22 protein-coding genes are annotated in these 21445 nt (G+C 65.8%); 15 read left to right on the plus strand and 7 right to left on the minus strand.

The features are described from left to right. Window positions 1–311: 311 nt before the first annotated feature. The 3 genes from AC1RKE_RS09785 to AC1RKE_RS09795 all read left to right on the plus strand — a co-directional run bounded on the left by AC1RKE_RS09785 (window position 312) and on the right by AC1RKE_RS09795 (window position 3954). Window positions 312–2318: a ParB/RepB/Spo0J family partition protein gene (locus AC1RKE_RS09785; RefSeq protein WP_444590679.1), complete on the plus strand. Its 2007-nt coding sequence runs from the start codon at window positions 312–314 to the stop codon at window positions 2316–2318. Between the two features lie 342 nt (window positions 2319–2660). Beyond that, a complete protein-coding gene (locus AC1RKE_RS09790) occupies window positions 2661–3149 on the plus strand; it encodes a helix-turn-helix domain-containing protein (protein ID WP_348683354.1) in 489 nt (162 codons plus the stop codon). A 1-nt stretch (window position 3150) separates the two neighbouring features. Continuing rightward, window positions 3151–3954, plus strand: coding sequence for a hypothetical protein (locus AC1RKE_RS09795; protein ID WP_348683353.1), 804 nt, complete (start codon window positions 3151–3153; stop codon window positions 3952–3954). A 67-nt stretch (window positions 3955–4021) separates the two neighbouring features. On the opposite strand, the gene AC1RKE_RS09800 is transcribed toward AC1RKE_RS09795, so the two are convergent. Then, window positions 4022–5443 (minus strand): argonaute/piwi family protein, encoded by a 1422-nt coding sequence (locus AC1RKE_RS09800; RefSeq protein ID WP_348683352.1) that lies wholly within the window; start codon window positions 5441–5443, stop codon window positions 4022–4024. After that, window positions 5440–7152 (minus strand): SIR2 family protein, encoded by a 1713-nt coding sequence (locus tag AC1RKE_RS09805; protein ID WP_348683351.1) that lies wholly within the window; start codon window positions 7150–7152, stop codon window positions 5440–5442. Before AC1RKE_RS09805 ends, AC1RKE_RS09800 begins: the two co-directional genes overlap by 4 nt. A 287-nt stretch (window positions 7153–7439) precedes the next feature. Between AC1RKE_RS09805 and AC1RKE_RS09810 the strand changes: the two genes are divergently transcribed. The 4 genes from AC1RKE_RS09810 to AC1RKE_RS09825 all read left to right on the plus strand — a co-directional run bounded on the left by AC1RKE_RS09810 (window position 7440) and on the right by AC1RKE_RS09825 (window position 12274). Beyond that, entirely contained in the window at window positions 7440–8354 is a 915-nt protein-coding gene (locus AC1RKE_RS09810; RefSeq protein WP_348683350.1) for a HEPN domain-containing protein, read from the plus strand. Window positions 8355–8370: 16 nt separating this feature from the next. Further along, window positions 8371–9417: a putative endonuclease domain-containing protein gene (locus AC1RKE_RS09815; RefSeq protein WP_348683349.1), complete on the plus strand. Its 1047-nt coding sequence runs from the start codon at window positions 8371–8373 to the stop codon at window positions 9415–9417. Window positions 9418–9516: 99 nt separating this feature from the next. Next, complete coding sequence (locus tag AC1RKE_RS09820; RefSeq protein ID WP_348683348.1) at window positions 9517–10950, plus strand: hypothetical protein; 1434 nt, start codon at window positions 9517–9519, stop codon at window positions 10948–10950. A 1027-nt stretch (window positions 10951–11977) separates the two neighbouring features. Further along, window positions 11978–12274, plus strand: coding sequence for a DUF736 domain-containing protein (locus tag AC1RKE_RS09825; protein WP_348683347.1), 297 nt, complete (start codon window positions 11978–11980; stop codon window positions 12272–12274). A 66-nt stretch (window positions 12275–12340) separates the two neighbouring features. On the opposite strand, the gene AC1RKE_RS09830 is transcribed toward AC1RKE_RS09825, so the two are convergent. Beyond that, entirely contained in the window at window positions 12341–13207 is an 867-nt protein-coding gene (locus tag AC1RKE_RS09830; RefSeq protein ID WP_348683345.1) for a hypothetical protein, read from the minus strand. A 299-nt stretch (window positions 13208–13506) separates the two neighbouring features. On the opposite strand from AC1RKE_RS09830, the gene mobC reads away from it, so the two are divergent. The 5 genes from mobC to AC1RKE_RS09855 all read left to right on the plus strand — a co-directional run bounded on the left by mobC (window position 13507) and on the right by AC1RKE_RS09855 (window position 17443). Next, window positions 13507–13929 carry a plasmid mobilization relaxosome protein MobC gene (mobC, locus tag AC1RKE_RS09835; protein WP_348683343.1) on the plus strand — a complete coding sequence of 141 codons (423 nt, stop codon included), beginning with the start codon at window positions 13507–13509 and terminating at the stop codon, window positions 13927–13929. A 32-nt stretch (window positions 13930–13961) separates the two neighbouring features. Continuing rightward, window positions 13962–14921, plus strand: a complete 960-nt coding sequence (locus tag AC1RKE_RS09840) for a relaxase/mobilization nuclease domain-containing protein (protein ID WP_348683342.1) — start codon at window positions 13962–13964, stop codon at window positions 14919–14921. A gap of 77 nt (window positions 14922–14998) precedes the next feature. Then, window positions 14999–15592: a DUF6088 family protein gene (locus AC1RKE_RS09845; protein ID WP_292022088.1), complete on the plus strand. Its 594-nt coding sequence runs from the start codon at window positions 14999–15001 to the stop codon at window positions 15590–15592. Continuing rightward, the gene (locus AC1RKE_RS09850; protein ID WP_348683340.1) at window positions 15585–16598 is read left to right on the plus strand and encodes a nucleotidyl transferase AbiEii/AbiGii toxin family protein; all 1014 of its coding nucleotides are present in this window, start codon (window positions 15585–15587) and stop codon (window positions 16596–16598) included. Before AC1RKE_RS09845 ends, AC1RKE_RS09850 begins: the two co-directional genes overlap by 8 nt. Before the next feature lie 2 nt (window positions 16599–16600). Beyond that, window positions 16601–17443, plus strand: a complete 843-nt coding sequence (locus tag AC1RKE_RS09855) for a hypothetical protein (protein ID WP_348683338.1) — start codon at window positions 16601–16603, stop codon at window positions 17441–17443. Window positions 17444–17454: 11 nt separating this feature from the next. On the opposite strand, the gene AC1RKE_RS09860 is transcribed toward AC1RKE_RS09855, so the two are convergent. Then, window positions 17455–18057 (minus strand): LPD7 domain-containing protein, encoded by a 603-nt coding sequence (locus tag AC1RKE_RS09860; protein ID WP_395942289.1) that lies wholly within the window; start codon window positions 18055–18057, stop codon window positions 17455–17457. Beyond that, window positions 18054–18797, minus strand: a complete 744-nt coding sequence (locus AC1RKE_RS09865) for a type IV secretory system conjugative DNA transfer family protein (protein WP_395942290.1) — start codon at window positions 18795–18797, stop codon at window positions 18054–18056. Before AC1RKE_RS09865 ends, AC1RKE_RS09860 begins: the two co-directional genes overlap by 4 nt. Before the next feature lie 307 nt (window positions 18798–19104). Between AC1RKE_RS09865 and AC1RKE_RS09870 the strand changes: the two genes are divergently transcribed. After that, entirely contained in the window at window positions 19105–19482 is a 378-nt protein-coding gene (locus AC1RKE_RS09870) for a DUF7662 domain-containing protein (RefSeq protein WP_348684541.1), read from the plus strand. Here the strand turns inward: AC1RKE_RS09870 and AC1RKE_RS09875 are convergent. Continuing rightward, entirely contained in the window at window positions 19441–19671 is a 231-nt protein-coding gene (locus AC1RKE_RS09875; RefSeq protein WP_054765319.1) for a hypothetical protein, read from the minus strand. The genes AC1RKE_RS09870 and AC1RKE_RS09875 overlap by 42 nt on opposite strands. Window positions 19672–19681: 10 nt before the next feature. Beyond that, window positions 19682–19831 (minus strand): copper resistance protein CopC, encoded by a 150-nt coding sequence (locus AC1RKE_RS09880; protein ID WP_348684542.1) that lies wholly within the window; start codon window positions 19829–19831, stop codon window positions 19682–19684. 277 nt (window positions 19832–20108) lie between these two features. Here AC1RKE_RS09880 and copC point away from each other — a divergent pair, with 277 nt between their 5' ends. Together copC and copD are read left to right on the plus strand one after the other, a co-directional pair. Continuing rightward, window positions 20109–20471: a copper homeostasis periplasmic binding protein CopC gene (gene copC / locus AC1RKE_RS09885; protein WP_066551017.1), complete on the plus strand. Its 363-nt coding sequence runs from the start codon at window positions 20109–20111 to the stop codon at window positions 20469–20471. Between the two features lie 4 nt (window positions 20472–20475). Next, entirely contained in the window at window positions 20476–21396 is a 921-nt protein-coding gene (gene copD / locus AC1RKE_RS09890) for a copper homeostasis membrane protein CopD (RefSeq protein ID WP_348684543.1), read from the plus strand. Window positions 21397–21445 lie beyond the last annotated feature (49 nt).

A 21445-nucleotide genomic window follows, 5' to 3' on the forward strand; every position in this document is an offset into this window, starting at 1 on the left:
CATCCTGCTCATCTCCGCGCCTGCGGCGCGGAGGGGTTTTCGCACGTCCAGACACTTGAAAAAGGACATGGAAGGGCGCCGCCCTCGCGCAGGCCAGGGTAAAGCGGCTTCGCCGCCGGCCCGGCCGGTCTCCCCGACCTTCCGCGCAGGCGAAGGGCGTCATGCCAATCATCACGGTCAGGCTTGTGCAGGTCGGGCGATCCCCCTCCGGCCGGTCCGCCCTGGCCCTTGCTACCCCGGTCTCGCCGACGGGCAGGGTTTCAGGCGCGCGGTTCGCGTGCCTGCAACCCTTGCCCAAAGGAGGCAGAGACATGACTGCTCAATCCACCCAAACCGCCCCGACCGAAGCGACCGCGCCGCAGCATGGCGCGGAGGTGATCGTGCCGCTGAACCGGCTCAAGGCCTCGCCGAAGAATGCGAGGAAGACCCCGCACAGCCCGGCGACCATCGAGGCCTTCGCGGCCTCCATCAAGGCCAAGGGAGTGTTGCAGCCGCCTGTGGTCGAGGTCGAGCGGGACGGGGAGGGCGTTCCGACCGGGAACTACCTCGTGACCATCGGCGAGGGCCGCCGTCAGGGGCTGCGGCTGTTGGCCAAGCGCAAGGCGATCAAGCGGACCCATCCGGTGCGCTGCATCGTGGACGCCGAGAACGACGCCCACGAGATCAGTCTCGACGAGAACATGACGCGCGAGGCCATGCATCCCGCCGACCAGTTCGAGGCCTTCCAGCGGCTCGCCGAAGAGAGGGGTTACGGCGCCGAGGAGATCGGCGCCCGGTTCGGGGTGTCGGCCCATGTCGTGCGTCAGCGGCTGCGGCTGGGCGCGGCGGCGCCTGAATTGATGGCGGCCTATCGGGCCGGGGCGCTGGCCTTGGACCAGCTGATGGCCTTCTGCGTCAGCGAGGATCAGAACCGGCAGCGGCAGGTGTTCGAGCAGTTGGGCGAGTATCGTCCCGTCCACGCCATTCGCCGGGCCATGACCGAGGCCAAGGTGGCGGTGGGCGACCGGCGCGTCCGCTTCGTCGGCGTCGAGGCCTATGAGGCGGCGGGCGGGGGAATCCTCCGGGATTTGTTCACTGAGGATGGTGGGGGCTGGCTGGAGGACGTGGTCCTGCTCGACCGGCTCGTCGGCGAGAAGCTGACCGGTTTGGCTGACGAAGCGCGCGGGCGGGAGGGCTGGAAGTGGGCCGAAGCGGCTCTGGAGTATCCCGACCTGTCCGCGTTCGGTCGCGTCTATCCGGTCGCGGTCGAACGGTCGGAGGCTGACGCCGCCGAGATCGCGGCCCTGTCCGAGGAGTACGACGGCATCGTTTCGGAGGCCGGTGACGACGGCCTGTCCCCCGAGGCCGACGCGCGGCTGGAGGAGATCGACAAGGCCTTGCAGGCCTTCGGTCCCGACTTCGCCTACGCCCCCGAGGCCAGGGCGCGCGCCGGGGTCATGGTGATGCTCGGCCACGACGGCCTCGCCCGCTTCGAACGCGGTCTGGTCCGGGCCGAGGACGTGCCCGCCGATCCGCCGTCGCCGTGGTCGGAGGAAGAGGCGGCGGACGACGGTGCGGACGGTGGGGCGCAGGCAGGCGCGGACGCGCCCGACGAGGGCGGAGCGGCGTTGTCGGACCGGCTGCTGATCGACCTGACGGCCCACAGGACCATGGGGCTGCGTGACGCGGTGCAGGCCGATGTCAACGCGGCGCTCGCGACCGTGGTCCACGCCCTCGTCCTGCAGGTCTTCTATCCGGGCTACGGCGTCTGGACGCCCCTGCAGCTTCGGCTGACGACCACGGGGCTGGAGCGGCTGGCGCCGGGGGTGGACGACGGTCCCGCCGGTCGGCGGGTCCGCGACCGGTGCGAGGCGTGGGGCGCGCGTCTGCCCGAGCGCCCCCAAGACCTCTGGGGTGTCGTGGCCGCGCTGGCCCCGTCGGACCAGTTGGACCTGATGGCCTGTTGCGCCGGGGTCGGTCTCTACGCCGTGCGCGATCCGCACGACCGCAGGCCCGGCGCCTTGGCGCAGGCCGAGACGCTGGCCACGGCGGTCGGACTGGACATGACCGGCACATGGTCGGCGACGGCGGCCAGCTACTTCACCCGTGTCGCCAAACCCAAGGTGCTGGAGGCGGTGACGGAGGCGGCAGGCGCCCAAGAGGCCGGGCGGATCGCCGGGTTCAAGAAGGCGGACATGGCCGAGGCCGCCGAGCGGCTGGTCGAGGGCAAGGGGTGGTTGCCCGCGCCGCTGCGGACGGTGTCGGACGCGGCGGAGCCGGAAGAGCCGGGCGCCGAAGCGCCAAGTGATGACGACGCCTATTCGTTCGCCGCAGAATAGAACCGTCCGGGACGAAAACTCGCCGCGCGCCCTTTGGGGGCGCGCGGCTTTTTCGTTTCGCGAACACGGAAACAGATTTCAGAGGCTCACCCCGGGTCAATCTGACCGGGGGTCCGGGAGTCATGGGCGTCGTTCGACCCGGATGCTGGGCCACGGGTCATGTTTCGGGGGACATTCGTGGGGTGGCCGGAGGGACGAAAATGTCCCGGCCCCCTAGACCTGAATGACCTGGCATCTTACCCGTCGATTGCTGGAATTCCTCGGTCATCGACCGCATCTTCCTGCCACGGGCGCGGTGTCCGAGCGGAATACACAATGAGTGACGAAGAGGAAGAGGCCAAGGTGATCCGGCTGTCGGATCGTCGGGGCAAGCCCGAAACCGACAAGGTGCTGCGGCAGAAGTGGAAGTCTAGTCTCGACGGCGGCTTCACCGTCGTGCCGTCGGTCCTGTTGCAGACCCTTCCGGCCCTGGGCATCCGCGCATCTGAGCTCGCCGCGCTCGTCTGCTTGATCGACGCTTGGTGGAAGCCGAATGACATGCCTTGGCCCTCTAAGGCCAGGCTGGCCAGCCTGCTCGGGGTTTCCGACAAGACCATCCAGCGCGCGATCCGGCGGCTTGAGGCGCGGGGCCTGATCGTATCAGAGGCGCGCCATCGGTCGCACGGCGGCCAGACGTCAAACCGATACGATATGACGCCGCTCGTGGCCCGTCTGGAAGCGATCACCAAGGATTTGAAGGACGCCGAGGCCGAGGCGGAGAAGGCTCGCGGCATCGCCGTGCACAAGAGCGCCCCCCGGCGCCTCAAGCGCCCGAGCGGGAAGGCAAGCTAAAATGACGACCACCCCCACGCGCCGGAAAGCTGCCCGCGAAGAGATCGGGCGGGCCATGCAATCCCGGACGCATGCGTATGTGCTTCACTACGCCTGTGAAGGCTTCGAAACGCCGCAACGCCGGATTACCGCCATCGCGGCGCGTAATCTCGGCACCGGCGTGACGCAGAGCTTCGAACTGGACACCGCCCTGCGTCGGGCGGGCTGTGACCCGGCGCAGGCCACGGCGGCGGATCTCGACAGGGCTGAAAAAGCCGTCCTCGACGGCTTCTACGACTTCGTGGCGCACAATTTGAATGGCACCTACTGGCTGCACTGGAACATGCGCAACGCTACCTTCGGCTTCCTCGCGCTCGAGAACCGTCATCGCCTTCTCGGGGGCCGACCTCTAACCATCCCCGACGCGCAGCGAGTCGACCTCGCTGCACGTATGGTCGACCTTTATGGCGACGGCTACGCCGCAATCGACAACCGGCTCCGGTCCGTGGCGTCGCGGAACGGCCTGGCGATGAACCATCTGATCGACGGCGCGGACCAGGCCGCGGCGCTCGAAAGCCGTGACTTCGCGGCCGTGGATCGGTCCCTGCTGAACCGGGTCGATCTCATGTATGCGATCGCCACCAAGGCCAATGAGGGCACCCTGAAAACCCACGCGGGCACCTTCGACGGCTTGGGCGGCCTTTCCGGCGCGATCGCATGGATGAAGGAGCACCCGGTCGTCGCGGCATGCGCCGCCGCTGCGCCCGTGTTCGGCGCCGTGCTCGGGGCCGTAAAGCTGTGGGGCTTGTTCGGCGGGCACGCGTGACGGCGGCCGCGTTCGAGTTCCGCAAGGAATGGCAACGGCCGAGTCGAGCAGGTGCCCATAGTGGCGGCTACATGAACAGCCGGAACGGATAGGACCGAGGTTCAAGGGTCGGCATTCGGACCACGACCTTCGCCAACGTCTGGGCGAAGTTGAGGGTCACCGGGAGTCGGTCATACGGACCGTCGTTGTTCCAATCCATTTTCGTGAGCCCTAAGGTCTGGCGGCATAGGTCGTCCATCGATCCGTTGCCCGCGTACCGCACCAGCATCAGGGGCTCCGGGATTCCTTTGCCTTCCTTGAAGTAGTCTCGATCATTGGCGACCACTGGCAGGTTGCCCTGGGTCCAGAGCAGCGTCTCATAGGCACCCAGTTGCAGCGCCGTACCACGATGGACCGGATAACCGTGCGGCTTTCGCGGCTCGGGAATATGCATGCCGCGCCAGCCGCTGCTCTGCTGAACATGCACAAGGTCGATCGCGTCCGTGCGCGGGAGCGCATCGAAACAGCCCTCAACCTCTTCGGATTTAAACTCGGTGTTCTTGTGGACGACGATTCGACTCGGGGATTGGCCCGCGTGCTTGCGTTGATAAATCAGAAGGCTTCGGGAAATGACCTTCAGCATCTGATCGCGGCGCAGGAACGGGTTCTTGCCGAACATCCGCACGTCATTGGCTTCATAGGCGACGAACTCCATACCGGACCCCTCCGCGTCGAAAACCTGGCTGCAGCAGATTGCGTAGCGTGATGCTGGCCCCGCATCCGACCGCATGGCGTAGTCGATGCCGATAAAGGCGGTTCCCGGCTCGACATCGGCCAGAACCCAAGGCGTGCCGCCGGCCTTGGTGTACAGGGCCACGCCGAGGCGCCAAGCGACACTGCACCGGCAATAGTAGCCCAAAGCGCCTTCGTCCCGCACGATCTGGATGCAGATGCCTTCCGATGCAGCGATCGCCTTGAGGTGGTGCCGGAGGTCGAAGTCTTCGCCGTCGGTGCTCCGGAATCCGTCCGACCAGCGTCGATCGACATGGATCAAGACGATATCGAACTCTGTCCGGACGTTGCGCAGCGCAAAAAGGGCCCGGGTGATCGCGTCGGCCAGCACTTGGTGCGGACGCGGCGAGGCTGCCATCTGCCTTTGCAAGTCCTCCGGAAGTTCGATGGCGGTTGGCCCAACCGCCTTGGCGAGGCTGACGCCGAATAGCTTCGAGAAGCCAGGATAGTCCGGGAGATAGGCCTTCCGTTCTTTCGGCCGATGCGGTTGCTCCAACTCCTGCATCAACCGGTTCAAACGATCTACGCCCCCTGCCGGTGCGATCATCGCGATCCGGATGGGGTTAGCCACGCCCGACAGCCTGTCACGGCTGTATGGGCCAAACCGGGAAAGACCCAGCAGCGGATGCAGGTCTGTATTTCGATCGGACGCTCCGCCAAACCGTAGAGCGGGTTCAGGAAACTGAGTGTGACCCGGAAGCTTGTAGGCGACGGTCATTGCGGAGCCCTCCCGCTGAAACCGGTTGTCCGGGCTATCTCGAAGTCAGCGTCCGCACCGTCGGAAATCCCGAACGCGCGGAGGCGAAGTGAGTCCGAAGTGCCTGCGATCAGTTCAATCCAGCCGTCCAGCATGCTGTTTGCGTGCTTATTGCGTCGCTGCGCCCGGCGCTCTCGCACCCAATCTTTCGCTTTCGCAACCATGGCTTCGGCCGTGCCGTCCTCAAGCTCCAGGATGACGCGCGGCTCCAGAAGGAGCCAAAGGCTGTCGAGCTTCCAGTCCAGCCTGATTTCGCAGGCCTCGCTCCATGGAACGGTCGTCCCTGGAACGACACCGGTCAGGGTTTCAACGCAGGCGACCGTCCTGTTGAACGGTGCCGTACCGACTCCGGCTGCGGGTCGCAGCAGGATGCGGCGGCCCCGGCGGTCGATCGCAAGAGTCTCGCGATGGCCAAGCGACCGAACAAGGGCGTCTCGAATAAGCGTCCGCTCGCCACTCTCATATCGGAGGCGCGCGGGAGAAATGGCATAGGTCTCGAGGCTGGTGACATCGCGATCAGCGAGGGCCGCACGAAGGTCAACATCCCTGCCGAAGGCCAGTACACCAGCGCGGACACGATTGACGTCGAGATCGACGCCGGCCTCCTTGACGGCCGCAACGACCTCCGACACGCCGCCGATGGTGCAGACCACCAGTCGGCAAGACGTGGGCCATGAGACGATAGGGAGCGCGTTGGTCCGGACCACTGGAAACTTCGTGCCGACGACGCGCAACGGCGCTTTGCCAAGCCGTGGCCGGTCGGCTTCGCCGATGGCGTCGACCTTGCCGGTGGTCGTCGGGAGGAACCGCACCAGGTCCGACATCAACTCGTCGAACGTTTCGACCTCGACGAAGAAAGCTTCGATCCCGGCGTCCGTAGCCGCCTTCATTAGCATGGTGACGCCCTCAAACGGCGTTTCAGTGGATCGCTTGAACCAGAACAGGCCGCCCGGGAACCCCGCGCCTCCATTTATGGCGTCAGTCAGAGCCGCGATGATCGAGGCGTCGCGGCCGCTGTAGCCGACCAGGGCCAGGCCGTTGCTTTGGCAAGCCGCAACGAAGGCCTGCCGCATGGCGGCGTCTTGGTCTCGAAGTTCTTCGGTGGTGTTTTTGAGGCGATCAGAATGGAAGTCGCCGTGAAGCTTGCCGAGTACCGGCCAGCGGTTTTCCTGCATGGCGCGCTGCAGTTTTGAGGGCTCGCCCAGATCGGCCACCGTCAGCCTGCCGGTGCTTCCGTAGATTTTGGCGGCGCTGTCCTCGACCAGCTTGTCGAAGTTGGTTGTCCAGACCGTGCGAGTAAGGTTCTCGCGCATCAGCAGGGCGAGCGCCCGATGACCAAACGAAGGCTTCGCCTCTTCGATGATTCCGTCCAGATACTGTCGGCGGTCGCGCGCAGATGGATAGGCGGCCTCGAAATAGGCGGAGTACTCGTCCTCAGCGCCCGCTGACGGGAATGATCCCAGGCTGTCGAAGTGTTCCTGTATCTTCCTCTGGACCACCACATCGCTGAGATCGGTGATCGCGGAGAGCGCGAGCTTCTTCTGCGAGCAATAGAGCTTGTGCTTGAGATCCCAGATGACGTCCCAAGCCGTTTTGACGCCAGCCGTACGAGAGGCGCCCGCGCCAAGCAGCCACATGACCTGGGTGGCCCGCATCTGAAAAAGCCGCATGAACCGTGCGACGTCCATCGTCGGCACGGCTGAGATGGAAGCGGACGCTTGGCCATCCGGCCGACTCGCTTCACTAACTGTCGATAACGCCACGACGCTCCCTTCCTAGGTCCGTCGCGCGACAAGCTTGCCCCCAACAGCCCTGCGCGGCTTCGTACGCTACTCGACACCAGATGTTGGGGCAAGTGGGTGTTAACCAATCCACATCTTGGGTGTTTTATACCGCCGGTTGAGAGGTCGGTGGGCGGACACTTGCCGTCTGGCGTGCGTTCGGAGAGACTCGACCCATGAAGAGAAGCCTCGATCATTTGCCGGCGCGGAAGCAGGCGGAGCTGCGCCGCGTGGTCGAGGTGATTCAGGAATCGTTCGCGGAGGCCGTCGCGACGCGGCGCGCCGAACGGCTGAAGAACGGCAGGATCCTCAAGATCATCCTGTACGGATCATACGCGCGCGGCGACTGGGTCCACGATCCGGTCGGGCGGTACTTTTCCGACTTCGACCTGCTGGTCGTCGTCGATCATGAAGACCTGACGGATGGCGAATTCTGGCATGACGCCGAGAACCGCACGATGCCGGGGGAGGGCGAAATCCGAACGCCGGTGAGCATCATCGTTCACAGCCTCGACGACGTGAACGAACAACTCGATCGCGGTCGCTACTTCTTCGCCGACATCGTTCGGGATGGCGTGGTCCTCTACGACACCCCGGGCGCCAAGCTGCACAAGCCGGCGGATCTCAAGGCTCAGGTCGCGTTGGCCGAGGCGGAAGATTTCTTCGCCGAGTGGATGGCGAGCTCAAAGGAGTTTCAAGCCGGTGCTCGATTTTACGCTGATCGCGAGAACAGCAAGCTCGCGGCGTTCAGTCTCCATCAAGCTAGCGAGCACCTCTATCACTGCATCCTGCTGGTGGTGACGCTCTACAGCGGCAAGGCCCACAATTTGGCCTTCCTGCGAAAGAAGGCCGAAGCGATCGATGTGCGCCTATCCGAGGCTTGGCCGCGCGAGACCAAGTTCGAGCGCCGCTGTTTCGAACTGCTGCGCGAGGCCTATGTGAAGGCTCGCTATTCCAAGCACTACAAGATCAGCAGCGAAGAATTGGCCTGGCTGACGGAACGCGTCGAGGTGCTGCGAGGCCTGGTCAGGACCGTGTGCGAAGAACGGCTCGTTCAGTTGCGGCAAGAGGCCGGAACGGACGAAGCGTGATCCGACGGTTTACGCCGTGATCGACAACCGGCCGGCCTATCTCCTTGAGGATCCCAACTACGCGGTCATTCCGGCGCTGCCCATCGGTCTGGAACTCGGCACAGTACCGGACTGGGTCAAGCTCAGCATGCTTCACCTTGGCGGCGTCCAGCCGATCACGGGCGAGATGATGGAAGCCGCCGGCTTCGTCCTCGAGGACCGACCCTCGGACGGAGAAATCGAACTTTATCGCCGAAAGGGCACACGGTTTCAGATGGTCTCGGTGGTGACCAGCATCGCCGCCTTCCGCGAAATCGACGGCGTCATGATGGGGGTGCCGTATGCGATCTCACTGGTCCCGGCGAACAAGCGCGGGACGGTCCTGTCGAATGTCGATGTAGAGTACGTCCGACAGATCGATCTGAATGCAGTGCTCCAGCAGCAGGAGCCTTGCTACGTCGATTTCAATCCGTTCACGGGTCACTGGGGCGGTTGGGGCAACATCACCGTGTTTCTGGGTGATCAGCCGCGGAACGCGTTCCCGGACGGGCTCGGTCTGGTGACGGACATGTACTACCTTCAACTCAGCTTCGATCCCGAGACCGTGGGTGTGGTCAACATGGGCATGGGGGAGGGCAAACCCTTCCGCAAATATCACCGGCACCGGACCAGGCTGATGTTCTCGCCGTTCGAGACGTTCCGAGCACGTCGCGTCTGGGGCGCTGAATCCCCGATCGAACTCTTCCTCCTGCAGGGGCTGCTGCGGGAGAACCTGACGCCGATCCTGCAGATGCTGCTTTTCGACGACGGCTCGGCCTATCCGTCCCTCTACGATCTTTGGGCCCAGGATCTGAGTGATCTCCCAGGGCTGATCACCGAAGCCGATATGTTCTTTCCCGAGCAGCGATTGGCGGTCTTCTGCGACTCGACCCGCCATCACCGTGGCGGCAAGGCCGCCCGGAAAGATGAGGCGATCAGCCAGCGCTTGGAGGCGGCTGGCATGCGGTCGGTCCGCGTGCCCGGGGCTCTCATCGTTCGCGACCTGAAGGCGGCTGTCGAATTGGTGCTGCAGGCCCTTCAGTGACCTGGTCAGAGCGGCGGCGGACGCTGGTGCAAAGGTGTTGGTCTGGAGGTCGCTCGCCGTTAGGCATGTTGTCATGACCCCCGGGCCCGAGAGTGTTTGATGATCCCCAGTCCAGCGCCGATCACGACCACACGACGAAAGCAGGTTGTCGCGACGACCACTCTGCTGAACCGGCTTCGGGGTTCCGAAAGCCTTGATGAGTTCGTCTATAATTTCGGTGAGGATACGCGGGAGTTCAAACAGGTCGAGGCGGCTATCAAGCCCTTGCGCCTCGAGCTTCACGCACTGCTAAATCAACAGGACGTGCACGTCGGTATCGAGATCATCGATCCTCTGATTTTCAGGCTGATCCGCGGCGGATCTGTCGATCCGGTCGGCGATGCCGTGGCTGAACTGAACCAGCAGTCATTCCATGAACCCGGGTTCGTTCTTTACCCGCTCCACGGCTATGGCGTGATGCGGCGGTTTCGACTCGGGGCACCCGAGATCGAAGATGTCGCCTTCGCGGCGTTGGGCATCGCCGTAGTGCCGCAAACCCAGTCGATCCAAAAGACCGTCGAGTTCGTTGAGCGAGCGGCCTCGGCTCTTGGGATCTCATCGCCCATTCCGACCCACGCGCTTCTTCAGGAACACGCCAATCCGCGGCTCAAGTGGTTATCCGAGAATCCACTCATGATGATCCGCGTGCGGTCGTATGCGGTTGGGGCCTACGAGAACCAATCCGAATATATGCGCAAGCTCGGGCTCGGCGCCGCGCTCGTCATGCTGCTTTCGGTTCTGATCGATCCGCAGTCCAGCGGGCGATACAGCAGCTCGCGCTCCAGCGGGGAGACGCTGGATATCAGGCACTACCTCGTCTTCGAGAATGCCGGCGGGGGGCGTGATCTGTCGTACCGTCGCGTTCCGATGAACCTCTCTGCGACCGGGTTAGCGCAACTCTCTGACCTGAACGTGGATCTGCAGCTCGAGGCAATGGCCGCCTCCCAAGCTGTGAAGGACAGGGTAGAGGCTGCCGTGACGGCTTTGGGAGATTTCCATCGAGCCAATGTTGGGCCCGCGCGGCCCAAGACAGCTCGGACCCGTTTTGCTGCCAAGGTCAGCGATTCCGTCTATTGGTTCCGACGATCCTTTACCGGCAGTGGAACGGATCACGAGGCGATCGTCAGTTTGGCTGTCTCGTTCGAGTCACTGCTGATCGACAGCTACGCCGGAGGCGTGACGGCCCGTATTGTGGATCGGGCAGCTCACATCCTGACTGCAGAGGGGCAGCCGGACCCTGTGGTCGAGATTGTGCGGAAATTGTTCAGCGCCCGGGGGGACGTGGTTCATTCCGGCTCCACGTCATCAAAGCTTGATCTGCCCTTGGCGCGCAAAGCCTATGCGGTCTGCCTTGTGCACCTGCTTGAGCGGCTCGGGCAGGTACAGGAGAATACGACGACGGCGGTCGGAGACCTTCTCGGTGAAGTCAGACCGGTCAGACCAAAGCTGTGGGAACGGCTTGCCAAGGCTTGGCGCGCATTCAGCTATGGCTGATGAGCACGGAGCGGACCCGTCCACAGATTATGGAACATAACGAGAACTTCTAGCTTGTCTCAATCGGCTGCCGCTCATAGAGCGGACCCGGGTCGGTTGGCTGGTTGGAGCGGACCGTGATGATACAGGGTGGGCGGCGAAGGTCGCGAGAAGACATGGCTCCCGAGATCGGGCGACGCTTGGTGGTGCGGTGCGATAGTCCGCTCTGTGATCATGCGGTCTTGATGGATCTGCGTCCGGTCTTCGGCGCGCCGCGATACTGGCCGGCGAGTGGGCCGTCGTATCGGTTCCGATGCCGGTGCGGGCATCGGGTGGCGTGCGTCTCCTATACCGACAATGCGGATCAGGCCGAGGGACCGATTTCGCCGGCCGCGCTCAAGCTCTGGTTCTAGGATGCACAGACCGTTTGGGCCGCCGGCTCCGCCGCGTCTCGTGACGATGCAGGCCGCGCGGCGGCATGGGCTGCTGTTGCGCATCGCCTGCGAGCCTTGCGGCAGGACCGAGGCGATCGAGGGAGCCGCCTTGCCCGTGATCCCGCGCGCTGTCGCCGTGGGTGAGCTGTGGTTCGCTGGGCGCTTCCGGTGTGCGACCTGCCGGCGGCCGGCATCCAGGCTTGAACTGATCGAACGGGGGCAGGTGCAGAAGACGCTGGAGCGATGGGGCCTTGGCGAACCCTTCGTGGCTGAAAGGCTGCGTCGACATTGGGGACATGATCCCTACGACCGGCGTGACTGGCCCGCGTGGTTCAGGCGTGGGTGACCAGCCGTCTCCCGTGCAGCAGGCAAGCCTTGCGCGGCCTCTCAATGGCCTGATCTGACCGAAGCCCGTCCGGCTTCCGCAACCGGTCGTTCGGCTTTCTTCCCCGGCCTGCCGGCCTTCCTCGCGAGGCAAGAAAGCCGCTCTCCCGGTCCTCCGCCGCGCTGCGGGGTCTCGCTGTGCTCGTCCTGCGGGCCGTCCGGCCTCCGGTCCGCCGATCGCCATCGAGGCCGCGGCAGGCGTGGCCCGACATCAACAAGGAGAGACTTCCATGGCCACCATCGGCACCTTCACCCAGCAAGCGGACGGCAGCTACAGCGGTTCGATCAAGACCCTGACCCTCAACGTCAAGACGGCCCAACTGCGAGCCAACGAGAAGACCGACGACAAGGCCCCCGACTTCCGCATCTTCTCCGGCCAGACCGAGTTCGGCGCGGCCTGGAAGAAGACGAGCCAGCAGAACCGCGAGTACCTGTCGGTCAAGCTCGACGATCCCAGCTTCCCGGCGCCGATCTACGCCTCGCTGGTCGAGGTTGAGGGCGGACACAGCCTGATCTGGTCCCGCTAACCGAGCCGCGGCGGCGCTGCTTCAGCGCCGCCGCTGAGCTTTTGAACGGCCTCACGCCTGCGGCAACTATCTGTCGAGGCGTGCGAACTTCAGCTCTTCCGCAACTACAGCCAGGTCGATGTGCTCAACCTCGCAAGCCCCTAAGATATCATCCCAACCCCACCCTTCACCTATCGCGTGAACGCGAATGGCATGCTGTGGTCCAAAGTCGTTGGTGTCGATTTCATCGAGCCAACCGAGGCCATAATTATCGAGGGATTGGATAAGCCCTCGCAGCAACGCCTCATCAAGTCGGAGGGCAGCCAACGCATCCGACACCGCCAAGCGGACGTGGCCGTCTCGAACTTTGGCGGCGCTATGCCCCTTCATTTTGTGCGCTCGCTTTACGACCTCGCCGATGAAGCGCCGGATTTCGAGCGGTGCATTGCGGTATTTATGGATGTAGGCATTAAGCTCGGCGACGGGCTCTTGCAGTTCGGTCGTGTTAAGATTCCAACCCAGCGCTGCGTTCAGCCGTTCCAGATCGGTCACGAAAGTCGGTTCATCGACTTCAGTCCAATCCTTCATCTCAGCCAGCATCGCCCTAGCAGGATCAGAAAACCTGCGTTCGTGATCTGCTTTTATGTTTTTAAGTTTCGCGACGGGGAATGCGGCAACATCGTCCGTTTCGATGTGATGCGGGTAACAGAGCAGCATGAGATTGGGGAAGGCGCGTCGCTCCTCGTCGCTCATCGCCGGATTGAACCTTTCGCCGCCTGAAGCCGCGGCTTCGATGTGGCAGATTTGGCCGATGAAGCGCCCGTCAACGTCCATCATGAGCTTCGAGCACCCTGGGAAGGCGCATAGATTTCCCGACTTGAGGAACAGTTCGCGCAGTGTGTCTTTGACCGGCGATAGACGCTTGGCGGTGATCTGTGTGGTCGCTTGAGGCATGCGGACTCTATGCCGCGCCATGGGCTGCAAACCAAGCCAGAACGCCTAGGCTGGGGGCGCCCTTCAGGGCGGCGGGCGAGCGGCCGGCTTCGGTCGCCGAGGGGAGGGCGGGCAGCACCGCAGGCCTACGGGGCGAGGTGGGTGACGGTCTAGGGCAGGATAGGCTTTGCGCCGGCAATGTCTGACAGACCCGCTCTCCCATGGACCGCCTCACCCTCCGCGTTTCGCCCGATCTGATCCGCCGGTTCGACGCCGCCGCGGCCGATCAAGGCGGACGCTCGCGGCTTCTCCGGAGGCTCATGGACGGCGTCGCTCAGGCGGCCCTGCCAGCGCCGGAGGACGCGCCGCCGACGGCGGGGTCGGGCAAGCTGACCCTGCGTCTGGGCGAAGCGGACCTGCGTCTCCTGGAGCTAGAGGCGGCGGCGAGGGGCCTGTCGCGAACCCAGTGGAGCGTGGCGCTCATCCGTCGCCGCTTGCATGATCGGCCGCAGTTCAGCCGGCCCGAGGCTCTGGCCCTGATCGAGGTGCGCCGCGAGCTCAGGCGGATCGGCGTGAACATCAACCAGATCGCCCGTGCGCTGAACACCGCCGTGATGGACGGTGCGGTGCTGGATCTGGAACTGGCTCAACTCGGCGCCTTTCAGGCCGAAATCTCGGCCTGGGTCGAGGCGCTCGGCGAGGCCTTCGAAGGCAATCTCGCCTACTGGGCGCCGGCGTCGTGACCGATTTCCGGTCATCGCGCGGATTCGAGGAGGTGCTGCGTCCGCCCGTCGAAATCCGGCGCGCCCGGATCACGACCGCCGTGCTGCGTCCGTCTCGCGGGGACGGCGGCGATCCGTCCGTCCGATTCGCGCGGGTGGCGCGCCGCGTACCCGAGGTGATGGTGAAGATCACCGGACGGACCCGGGACGGCGCTCATCTGAAGGCGCACCTGGACTACATCAGCCGCAACGGCGCCCTCGCGCTGGAGGGGCCCGATGGAGAGCGGCTGGACGGCCGTGGGCAAGTGCGGGAGCTGGCGCGCGACTGGGCCGAGGAGTTCGCGCTTGAGCCGGGGCGCAGGCGTGACGCCTCGATCACCCTCTCGATCGTGCTGAGCATGCCGGCCGGGACTGACGCCGTCCGCCTGGAGGACGCGGCGAGGGCCTTTGCAGCCGGGACGTTCGGCGAGCGCTTTCCCTATGTCTTCACCTTGCATGATGAAGGCCGCCATCCGCACGTCCATCTGGCGGTGCGAAGATTGGGGCGGGACGGCGAGCGGTTGAATCCCCGCAAGGCGGACCTGCAGGTTTGGCGGGAAGACTTCGCGCGCGCCCTTCGCGACCGGTCGATCGAGGCCGAGGCCACGCCGCGCCGGACGCGCGGCGTGACCCGCAAGGCCGAGCGCATCTCGGTGCGCAAGATGCGCGAGCGGTTCGTGGCGGGGCAGGGGCCGCTGCCCGAAGTGCTCGCCGCCGCCTATCGGGCCGCACTCACGGCGGGCGGCGGCGAAGCGCCCTGGCTGGACGCTATCCGGACGCGTGAGTGGGCCATCCGGCGAGTCTTGGTGGCTGAGGCGATGCGTCTGTCGCGATCGGAGCGGGCAGAGGATCGCGCTCTCGCCGCTCTGGTGGAGCGGTTCGTTCGGGACCGGCCAGCGCCGATGACGCGCGATCAGGCGCTACGGAAGAGAGGCGAGGCGCAACGCGATCCCGGCCGAACTCGTGAACGATAGGCGCCGGCCTTGACGCCCCGTTGGTCGCGTTTGCGAAGTGTCAGAAGTTATCCTATATTTCTGACACTGAGGTCATCATGCAAGTTCTCGCCGATCAGATCATGGAGCGGGCTTCGATGCTGCCGGAAGGCGCGCCGATCGCCGCCAAGGCATTGCTGCATCTGGGCAGCCGCGCGGCGGTGGACCAGGCTTTGTCTCGGCTGGTTCGTCGGGGGCGACTTTTGCGCGCCGGGCGCGGCGTGTACATGCGTCCGCTCGAAAGCCGGTTCGGCGCCCGCACGCCCTCGATCGAAAAGGTTGTGCGCGCCGTGAGCGAACAGCGCGGCGAGGTCGTCGCCTCCAATGGCGCGGCGGCGGCCAACGCCCTGGGCCTGACCACCCAGGTGCCGATCCGCATGGTCTATCTGACCAACGGGAAGAGCCGCACCTTCAGCGTCGGCAAGCAGACGGTGGAGTTCCAGCACGCGCCCGCATGGCAGCTGCTGCTGGCCGATCGTCCCGCCGGCGAGGCGGTTCGCGCCCTGGCGTGGCTGGGGCCGGAGAAGGCCGGAAAGGCGCTCGAAACCCTGAAGCGCAAGCTTGGGCCTTCGGCGTTCGGGGAGTTGGTGTCCGTCGGGCCGCGTCTGCCGACCTGGCTGGCGCGGTCGGTGAGCCAGGCGGCGCATGTCTGACGTCTTCCTGCAGCTGTCCGCCGAGGAGCGGATCGAGGCGCTCGCGACCGCGGCGGCCGAGTCCGGCCGTCCTGCGCATCTGCTGGAGAAGGACGTCTGGGTGGTGTGGGCGCTTCGGGCCCTGTTCGAGGCGCCCCTGGGCGAGGCGCTGGTGTTCAAGGGCGGCACGTCCCTGTCCAAGGCCTATGACGTCATCCAGCGCTTCTCCGAAGACATCGACCTGACCTATGACATCCGTCGCCTCCTTCCGGACCTGGCCGACGCGCCCGAAGACCCCGTGCCGGCGACCCGCGCCGAGGAGCGGCGTTGGTCGCGCGACGTTCAGCGGCTGTTGCCGCTCTGGGTCGAGGGCGAGGTTCGGCCGATGCTCGAGGCGCGGCTGGCCGCCGACGGCGTCGCCGCCGAGGTGCGGATCGAGGGGGCTAAGGCCTTCGTGGACTACGCCCCGACCAGCACCGGGACGGGCTATGTTTCTCCCAGCGTGATGCTCGAGTTCGGGGCCCGCGCGACCGGTGAACCGAGCGCGCCCCGTCCGGTGGTCTGCGATGCGGCCGCTCATCTGCCGGGGGTGGCGTTCCCGACCGCCACGCTGCGGGTGATGGCCGCCGAACGAACCTTCTGGGAGAAGGCCACGGCGACCCATGTCTATTGCGTCCAGGGCCGTCTGCGCGGGGATCGCTTCTCGCGTCACTGGCACGATCTGGCCCGTCTGGACGCCGCCGGTTTCGCGGGGACGGCGATCACCGATCGCGCGGTCGCCGAGGCGGTCGCGCGGCACAAGGCGATGTTCTTCCGCGAGACCGCCGACGGCGCGGAGATCGACTACGGTCGGGCTGTCGCCGGCGGTCTTCAGTTGAAGCCGGAAGGCGCGTCCCTGGAGGCCTTGGGCGAGGACTATCGCCGGATGGTCGAGGATGGTCTGCTGGAGGCGGACGCCGAACCGTTCGAGGCCTTGATGGAGACCTGTGCGGATCTCGCCCGGCGCGCCAACGCCGCGGCGGCGTGACGATGACCTACGCCGCCATCGAGCAGGAGGCGATCCTGCTCAAGGCCGTCTGGGACATGATCGATGACATGGTCAATTTCGAGATCTTCCAGTATCCGGTGACGTCCCGGCCGACCAATCTGGTGTTCGAGTCCGGCTCGCACAAACGGGTCTTCGCGATCCTTCTGGCGGACTTTCTGGCCCAGCCGAAACCCTCGGCCCTGCCATTCGCCTTCGCGCCGTCGGGCCAAGCTCCGCGCGAAACCGACCGGACCTATCTCTTCTATCTCGAGGCCATCGGCCGCCAGCCGCAACTCGGTCCCGACGCCTCGGGGCTGGCGGCGGCGGCCTCGGCCTTCGCCGACTGGCTGAACGCCGAATGCTACTGTCCGGCCGTCTGGCTTTCCGAACTGGATCTGTCCCTGGACCTGCGTGTCTCACGGATCTGGCTGCTCAAGGTGGTCGGGGACGCCAACAAGCACAACTTTTCACGGCTGGGCGCGCGGGTGAAACAGATCCGCAAAATGCTCGCCCGGCACGGCCATGATGTCGATGAGGGCACGGTTTATCGCACCCTTCCGGACTTCCAGCACTGGTTCTACAGGGACGTCTTCTCCTATCACGCCAGCACCATCGCGGAGTTCCTGGACCAGATCCGGCGGGCCCTGTTCGACTATCTCTCGCCGGAATACGCCCGGGCGTGGCGGCGCGGCGATCGGTTCGACGGCGACTACAGCTTTGACGTTCCGGCGGAGATCCGCGACCCCCTGGCGCTCGGCATGTACTGGGACCTGATGAACCTGAAGCGCGGCGGCCTGGCGTTTCCCGCCTTCACGGTCTCGCCCTACTTGAAGAACCAGTTCTAGACAGGGCGCCTCTAACGCTGCCGGTCGCGTCCGCGCGCCGGTTCCCGTTCCGTCGGGCGGGAGCGGCCCGCGCGCGCCCAGGCGGCCTCGAGCAGGCGCGTCTGGATCGCGGCGTCAGGAATCAGGCGCGCCACCACGATGGCCGCCTTCGCCAAACGCTCGCCGAGCGCGTCGTGGCCCCTGGAGGCTTCGGCGTCTCGCCGGGGCGACGGACGGTCGAGGCCGGCGGCCTGACGATCCCGCTCTCGCGGTCGATGGCCTTGCACCTCCATCCCCAAAGCCTGGGCCTGGATCCAGACCTCGCGCCGAAAGGCCGGATCGCCGGAAACTCGAACCCGGTCCCAGCCGCGGTGGCGCGCGATCTTGAGCATGTCGACGACAGCGTCCGGATAGGCTTGGCTGGAGACGAGCGAGCCGCCGCGGTCGCGGAACATCGGTTCGGCCGCGCGATGATCGCGGAAGAAGCGCTCCGGCCGACCGCGCAGGTCGCGCTCGACCAGATAGCGGTCGAGCACCGCCTCGGGCACATCGCCCTTGGCGGTCGAACGCCGCGACCCCGTCGGGCCCGATGCGGGGCCGAGGCGGTTGGACGGGGCGGCGTCGGGCGTCTTCATGGCTCGTGCTCCAGCCCGGCCGTATCGACGACGCGATCCAGCCAGGCGCCGACGGCGCTCTCATCCGCGCCAGGCGGAGGGGGCGGCAGGCCCTCGGCGGCGAAGGCCCGGGCGATGACGTCGAAATCCATCGGATCCTCGTCCTGAACGGGGGGCAAAGAGGGCGTGGCGACCGAAGCGAGGGCCGGGGCGGGTCGCAGCCGGCGTTGGAAAATGCGTTCCCGGAAGTAGGCGATCTTCCGTCCCCGAACCGGCGGCAGGCCGGCTTTCAGCACGATCAGGGCCGTCTGCGGGAGCTGCATCAGCTCCTGGGGCAGCATCAGCGCCCGGCGCTGGTCCGACACCGTTGTGCTACGGCGGCCCTGGCTCAGTCCCGTCGGCCGGCTGCGGCTGCGGCCGTCCGTCGTATAGGCGCCCAGCCGATCACTGAGCTCCTGGGCGATCTTGAGCTCCTTGGGCGCGAAGACGATCTCCACCCCGCAGTTGGTCATCACCTCCTCGGCCACGTCCGGACCGTAGATGGCCCTCAGCTGGGACGGGCTCTGAAGCACGGCTAGCAGCCGCAGACCGTAGCCGGCGACCCAGGCGAAGGCGTGGGCCAGGACCGGCGCGGGCCCAAGACGGGCGAATTCGTCGAGCACGATCAGGGCGGGCCGGTCGGCGGGGCCGGGCAGGGCGCGGCTGTTCAGGTCGACCAACTGCTGGAAGAGCAGCGCATAGAGCGGCTGGATCCTCAGCATGTTATCCGGCGTGGCGCCCAGATATCTCGAGAAGGTCTGTTCGAAACTCCGGGTCCGCACCCGGATCGAGGCGGTCGCGTCAGGGGTGCGGCGCGGTCTGATCGACCCCGGATGAGGGAGGGGGCGGGCCAGGAACTTCTGTGATGAAGCCCGGCGTTTCACCGTCGATCGCCGCCGACACTCTCGCGTCCCCTGGCTCTCGATCGGCGGCTATCGATCCCGGAACCCGCCGCGCTTGATCCTATACCGCTTCCACGCACTTCGCGAGCAGCCTTGACCGGATGACCTTGAGGGGAAAAACACCCAGATGCCCAAGTACGCGCCCCTCGCCACATTCCTTCGCCGGCAAAAGCAGACGACTGTGACGCTGACGTTTCGGGACATCGAACGGATCGTCGGCGCCCTTCTCCCGAAAGCCGCAACCGCCGACGGCTGGTGGCGCGAGGGCCCGTCGGGGCCGTCGGCGCCTCAGCACATTGCCTTGGCAGAGGCAGGGTTCGTCGCTGAGCCGCAGGTACGCGGCGAAGTCGTGCGTTTCGTGGGGTCGCCTCAAAGTCGCGTCGTGCTGACGGATGTCGAGCCGAATCCGAAAGTGCTCGGTGATCGTACGGCTCCGGGTGACGCAGGAGACGACCGGCTTGCGTCAATGAGGGTCGGCGGGGCCCTGAAGCGCCGGCGCGTCTGACGGAGCTGCCGTCGGCGCCGGCTGGACCGGTTCCGCCGGAGCTTGATCGGACTTCATCTTGTCGCAACAACTCATGGCGGCATTGGCCGCCATCTCCGTGCAGCACTCGTCAGCTTGAGCGGCCAGGGCCGCTCCCGCGCTCAGAGCCAGGATCGCGCCGGCTGCGGCCAGCAGGTTGGAAACTCTCATTCGTTCCTTCCTAATCAACCATAAACCTGACCGAGCCAGTAGTCGTATGACCATTCAGACGCTCTGCGGCCCAAACCGCGGTATAGGTTCCTGAGGCGAGGCGCGGAAGCGCGGCGCTGGCTGTGGCTGCGGGCGGAACCAAACGACCGTTGACGACCACCGGGCCTGGCCTTCAGCGGTGAGGGTCACCGTCTTCAGCATCATGGGATGGACCATCGGGGCGTCGTTCACCCGGGTGACTTCCACCCGCTCGTAGTGTCCGAAGCGGATCGGCTCGAAACTGTATCTGAGCGGCACTAAACACTCGGACGTCTCGGACAGGAGGTGTCTCAGGTCGGGATGAAGCAGCTGCGGCTTTGTGTGATCTTGAAAAATCGAGGGGAAGATTTCCAAGGCGCGTAAGTGACAGTAGGGGCGTCCCTTCCAAGGAGTTTGAGTTGACCCGTTTCAAGATCGCATCACTCGCCGCGACCGTCGCGGCGCTTTCCCTGGTCGCCGGTCAGGCGGACGCGCACGCGCGTCTCGTGAGCGCCACGCCGGCCGCCGGCGCCGCGGTCGCGGCGCCGCGCACCATCAGTCTGACCTTCAGCGAGCGCGTGGCTCCGGCCTTCTCGGGGTTCGACCTCGTCAACGCCGCGGGCGCGACCATTCGTGTCCAGACGCGGGTGTCCGAGGACGGCAAGACGATCTCGGGCGCTCCGGCGAGGCCGTTGGCGGCCGGGGCCTATGTGGTCAACTGGCGGGTGGCGTCTCCGGACGGGCACCGGATGACGGGGTCCACCAACTTCTCGGTCCGCTGATCAGATGGAGACAACGGTCGTCCTGCTGAGGCTGGGGCAGTACATCGGCGCCGTCCTGCTGTTTGGCGTCCCCCTGTTCTTCGCGTTCAGGATGCCCATGTCGGACGCGGCCGCCGAAAGGTGGCCGCGAACGAAGCTGCTGGTCGCCGCCGTGGCGACCGTCCTGGCTGCTCTCGCCAACCTCGTGGTCCAAACCGCCGTGATGGCGGGATCGCTGACCGAGGCGCTGAAGCCGGAGTCGCTGTCCTACGTGGCATTCGGCACGGGCCTGGGCGTCGGCTTCCTGGTTCGCGCGGCGATGGCCCTTTTGGCCGCCGTTCTGCTGATCAGTCTGAAACCGGGACGCGGCGGCTGGATCGTGCTGACCGTCGTCGGCGCTGTGGTCAGCGCCAGCCTGGCCTGGACCGGTCACGGCGCGGCGACGGAAGGCGTGGGCCGCTGGCCGCATCTGATCGCCGATGTCGTTCACGCGCTCGCCGCCGGACTCTGGCTCGGCAGTCTGGTCGCGTTGTTCCTGATGCTGCGGACCCGCCACGGGCACGCGGCGGGCGCGCCGGTGACTCACGCCGCCCTGGAGGGGTTCGCCGGTCTGGGAACGCTCGCCGTCGTCCTGCTGACGATCACGGGTCTGGTGAACAGCGCCTATCTGATCGGGTTCAGCCGGCTCGGGAGCCTGTTGACGACGCCCTACGGCGTTCTTCTGATCCTGAAACTCGTCCTGTTCGCCGGCATGCTGGCCCTAGCGGCCTCGAACCGCTTTGTCCTGACCCCGCATCTCGGATCGGCGCTCGAAGACGATCACGCCCGTCCGCTCGCCTTGCGCCGCCTGCGGCGCAGCCTGGCGCTGGAGACCGTGCTGGCGGCCCTGCTGCTTCTGATCGTGGCGATCATGGGCACCCAGGCGCCCCCCGCCGCCATGATGTGAACCTCGCCGAGCTTTTGTGAAGGATCGGCCTGCAGCGCGGGAACGGGAG

The organism is Brevundimonas sp. GW822-FHT03E11, from assembly GCF_058801445.1.

Bases quoted from the DNA above. Each gene is read 5' to 3' on its own strand.
- AC1RKE_RS09785 (WP_444590679.1), top strand. From the start codon at position 312: ATGACTGCTCAATCCACCCAAACCGCCCCGACCGAAGCGACCGCGCCG.
- AC1RKE_RS09795 (WP_348683353.1), top strand. From the start codon at position 3,151: ATGACGACCACCCCCACGCGCCGGAAAGCTGCCCGCGAAGAGATCGGG.
- AC1RKE_RS09800 (WP_348683352.1), bottom strand. From the start codon at position 5,443: ATGACCGTCGCCTACAAGCTTCCGGGTCACACTCAGTTTCCTGAACCC.
- AC1RKE_RS09805 (WP_348683351.1), bottom strand. From the start codon at position 7,152: ATGCGGCTTTTTCAGATGCGGGCCACCCAGGTCATGTGGCTGCTTGGC.
- AC1RKE_RS09810 (WP_348683350.1), top strand. From the start codon at position 7,440: ATGAAGAGAAGCCTCGATCATTTGCCGGCGCGGAAGCAGGCGGAGCTG.
- AC1RKE_RS09820 (WP_348683348.1), top strand. From the start codon at position 9,517: ATGATCCCCAGTCCAGCGCCGATCACGACCACACGACGAAAGCAGGTT.
- AC1RKE_RS09825 (WP_348683347.1), top strand. From the start codon at position 11,978: ATGGCCACCATCGGCACCTTCACCCAGCAAGCGGACGGCAGCTACAGC.
- AC1RKE_RS09830 (WP_348683345.1), bottom strand. From the start codon at position 13,207: ATGCCTCAAGCGACCACACAGATCACCGCCAAGCGTCTATCGCCGGTC.
- mobC (WP_348683343.1), top strand. From the start codon at position 13,507: ATGGACGGCGTCGCTCAGGCGGCCCTGCCAGCGCCGGAGGACGCGCCG.
- AC1RKE_RS09845 (WP_292022088.1), top strand. From the start codon at position 14,999: ATGCAAGTTCTCGCCGATCAGATCATGGAGCGGGCTTCGATGCTGCCG.
- AC1RKE_RS09850 (WP_348683340.1), top strand. From the start codon at position 15,585: ATGTCTGACGTCTTCCTGCAGCTGTCCGCCGAGGAGCGGATCGAGGCG.
- AC1RKE_RS09855 (WP_348683338.1), top strand. From the start codon at position 16,601: ATGACCTACGCCGCCATCGAGCAGGAGGCGATCCTGCTCAAGGCCGTC.
- AC1RKE_RS09860 (WP_395942289.1), bottom strand. From the start codon at position 18,057: ATGAAGACGCCCGACGCCGCCCCGTCCAACCGCCTCGGCCCCGCATCG.
- AC1RKE_RS09865 (WP_395942290.1), bottom strand. From the start codon at position 18,797: ATGCTGAGGATCCAGCCGCTCTATGCGCTGCTCTTCCAGCAGTTGGTC.
- AC1RKE_RS09870 (WP_348684541.1), top strand. From the start codon at position 19,105: ATGCCCAAGTACGCGCCCCTCGCCACATTCCTTCGCCGGCAAAAGCAG.
- AC1RKE_RS09875 (WP_054765319.1), bottom strand. From the start codon at position 19,671: ATGAGAGTTTCCAACCTGCTGGCCGCAGCCGGCGCGATCCTGGCTCTG.
- copD (WP_348684543.1), top strand. From the start codon at position 20,476: ATGGAGACAACGGTCGTCCTGCTGAGGCTGGGGCAGTACATCGGCGCC.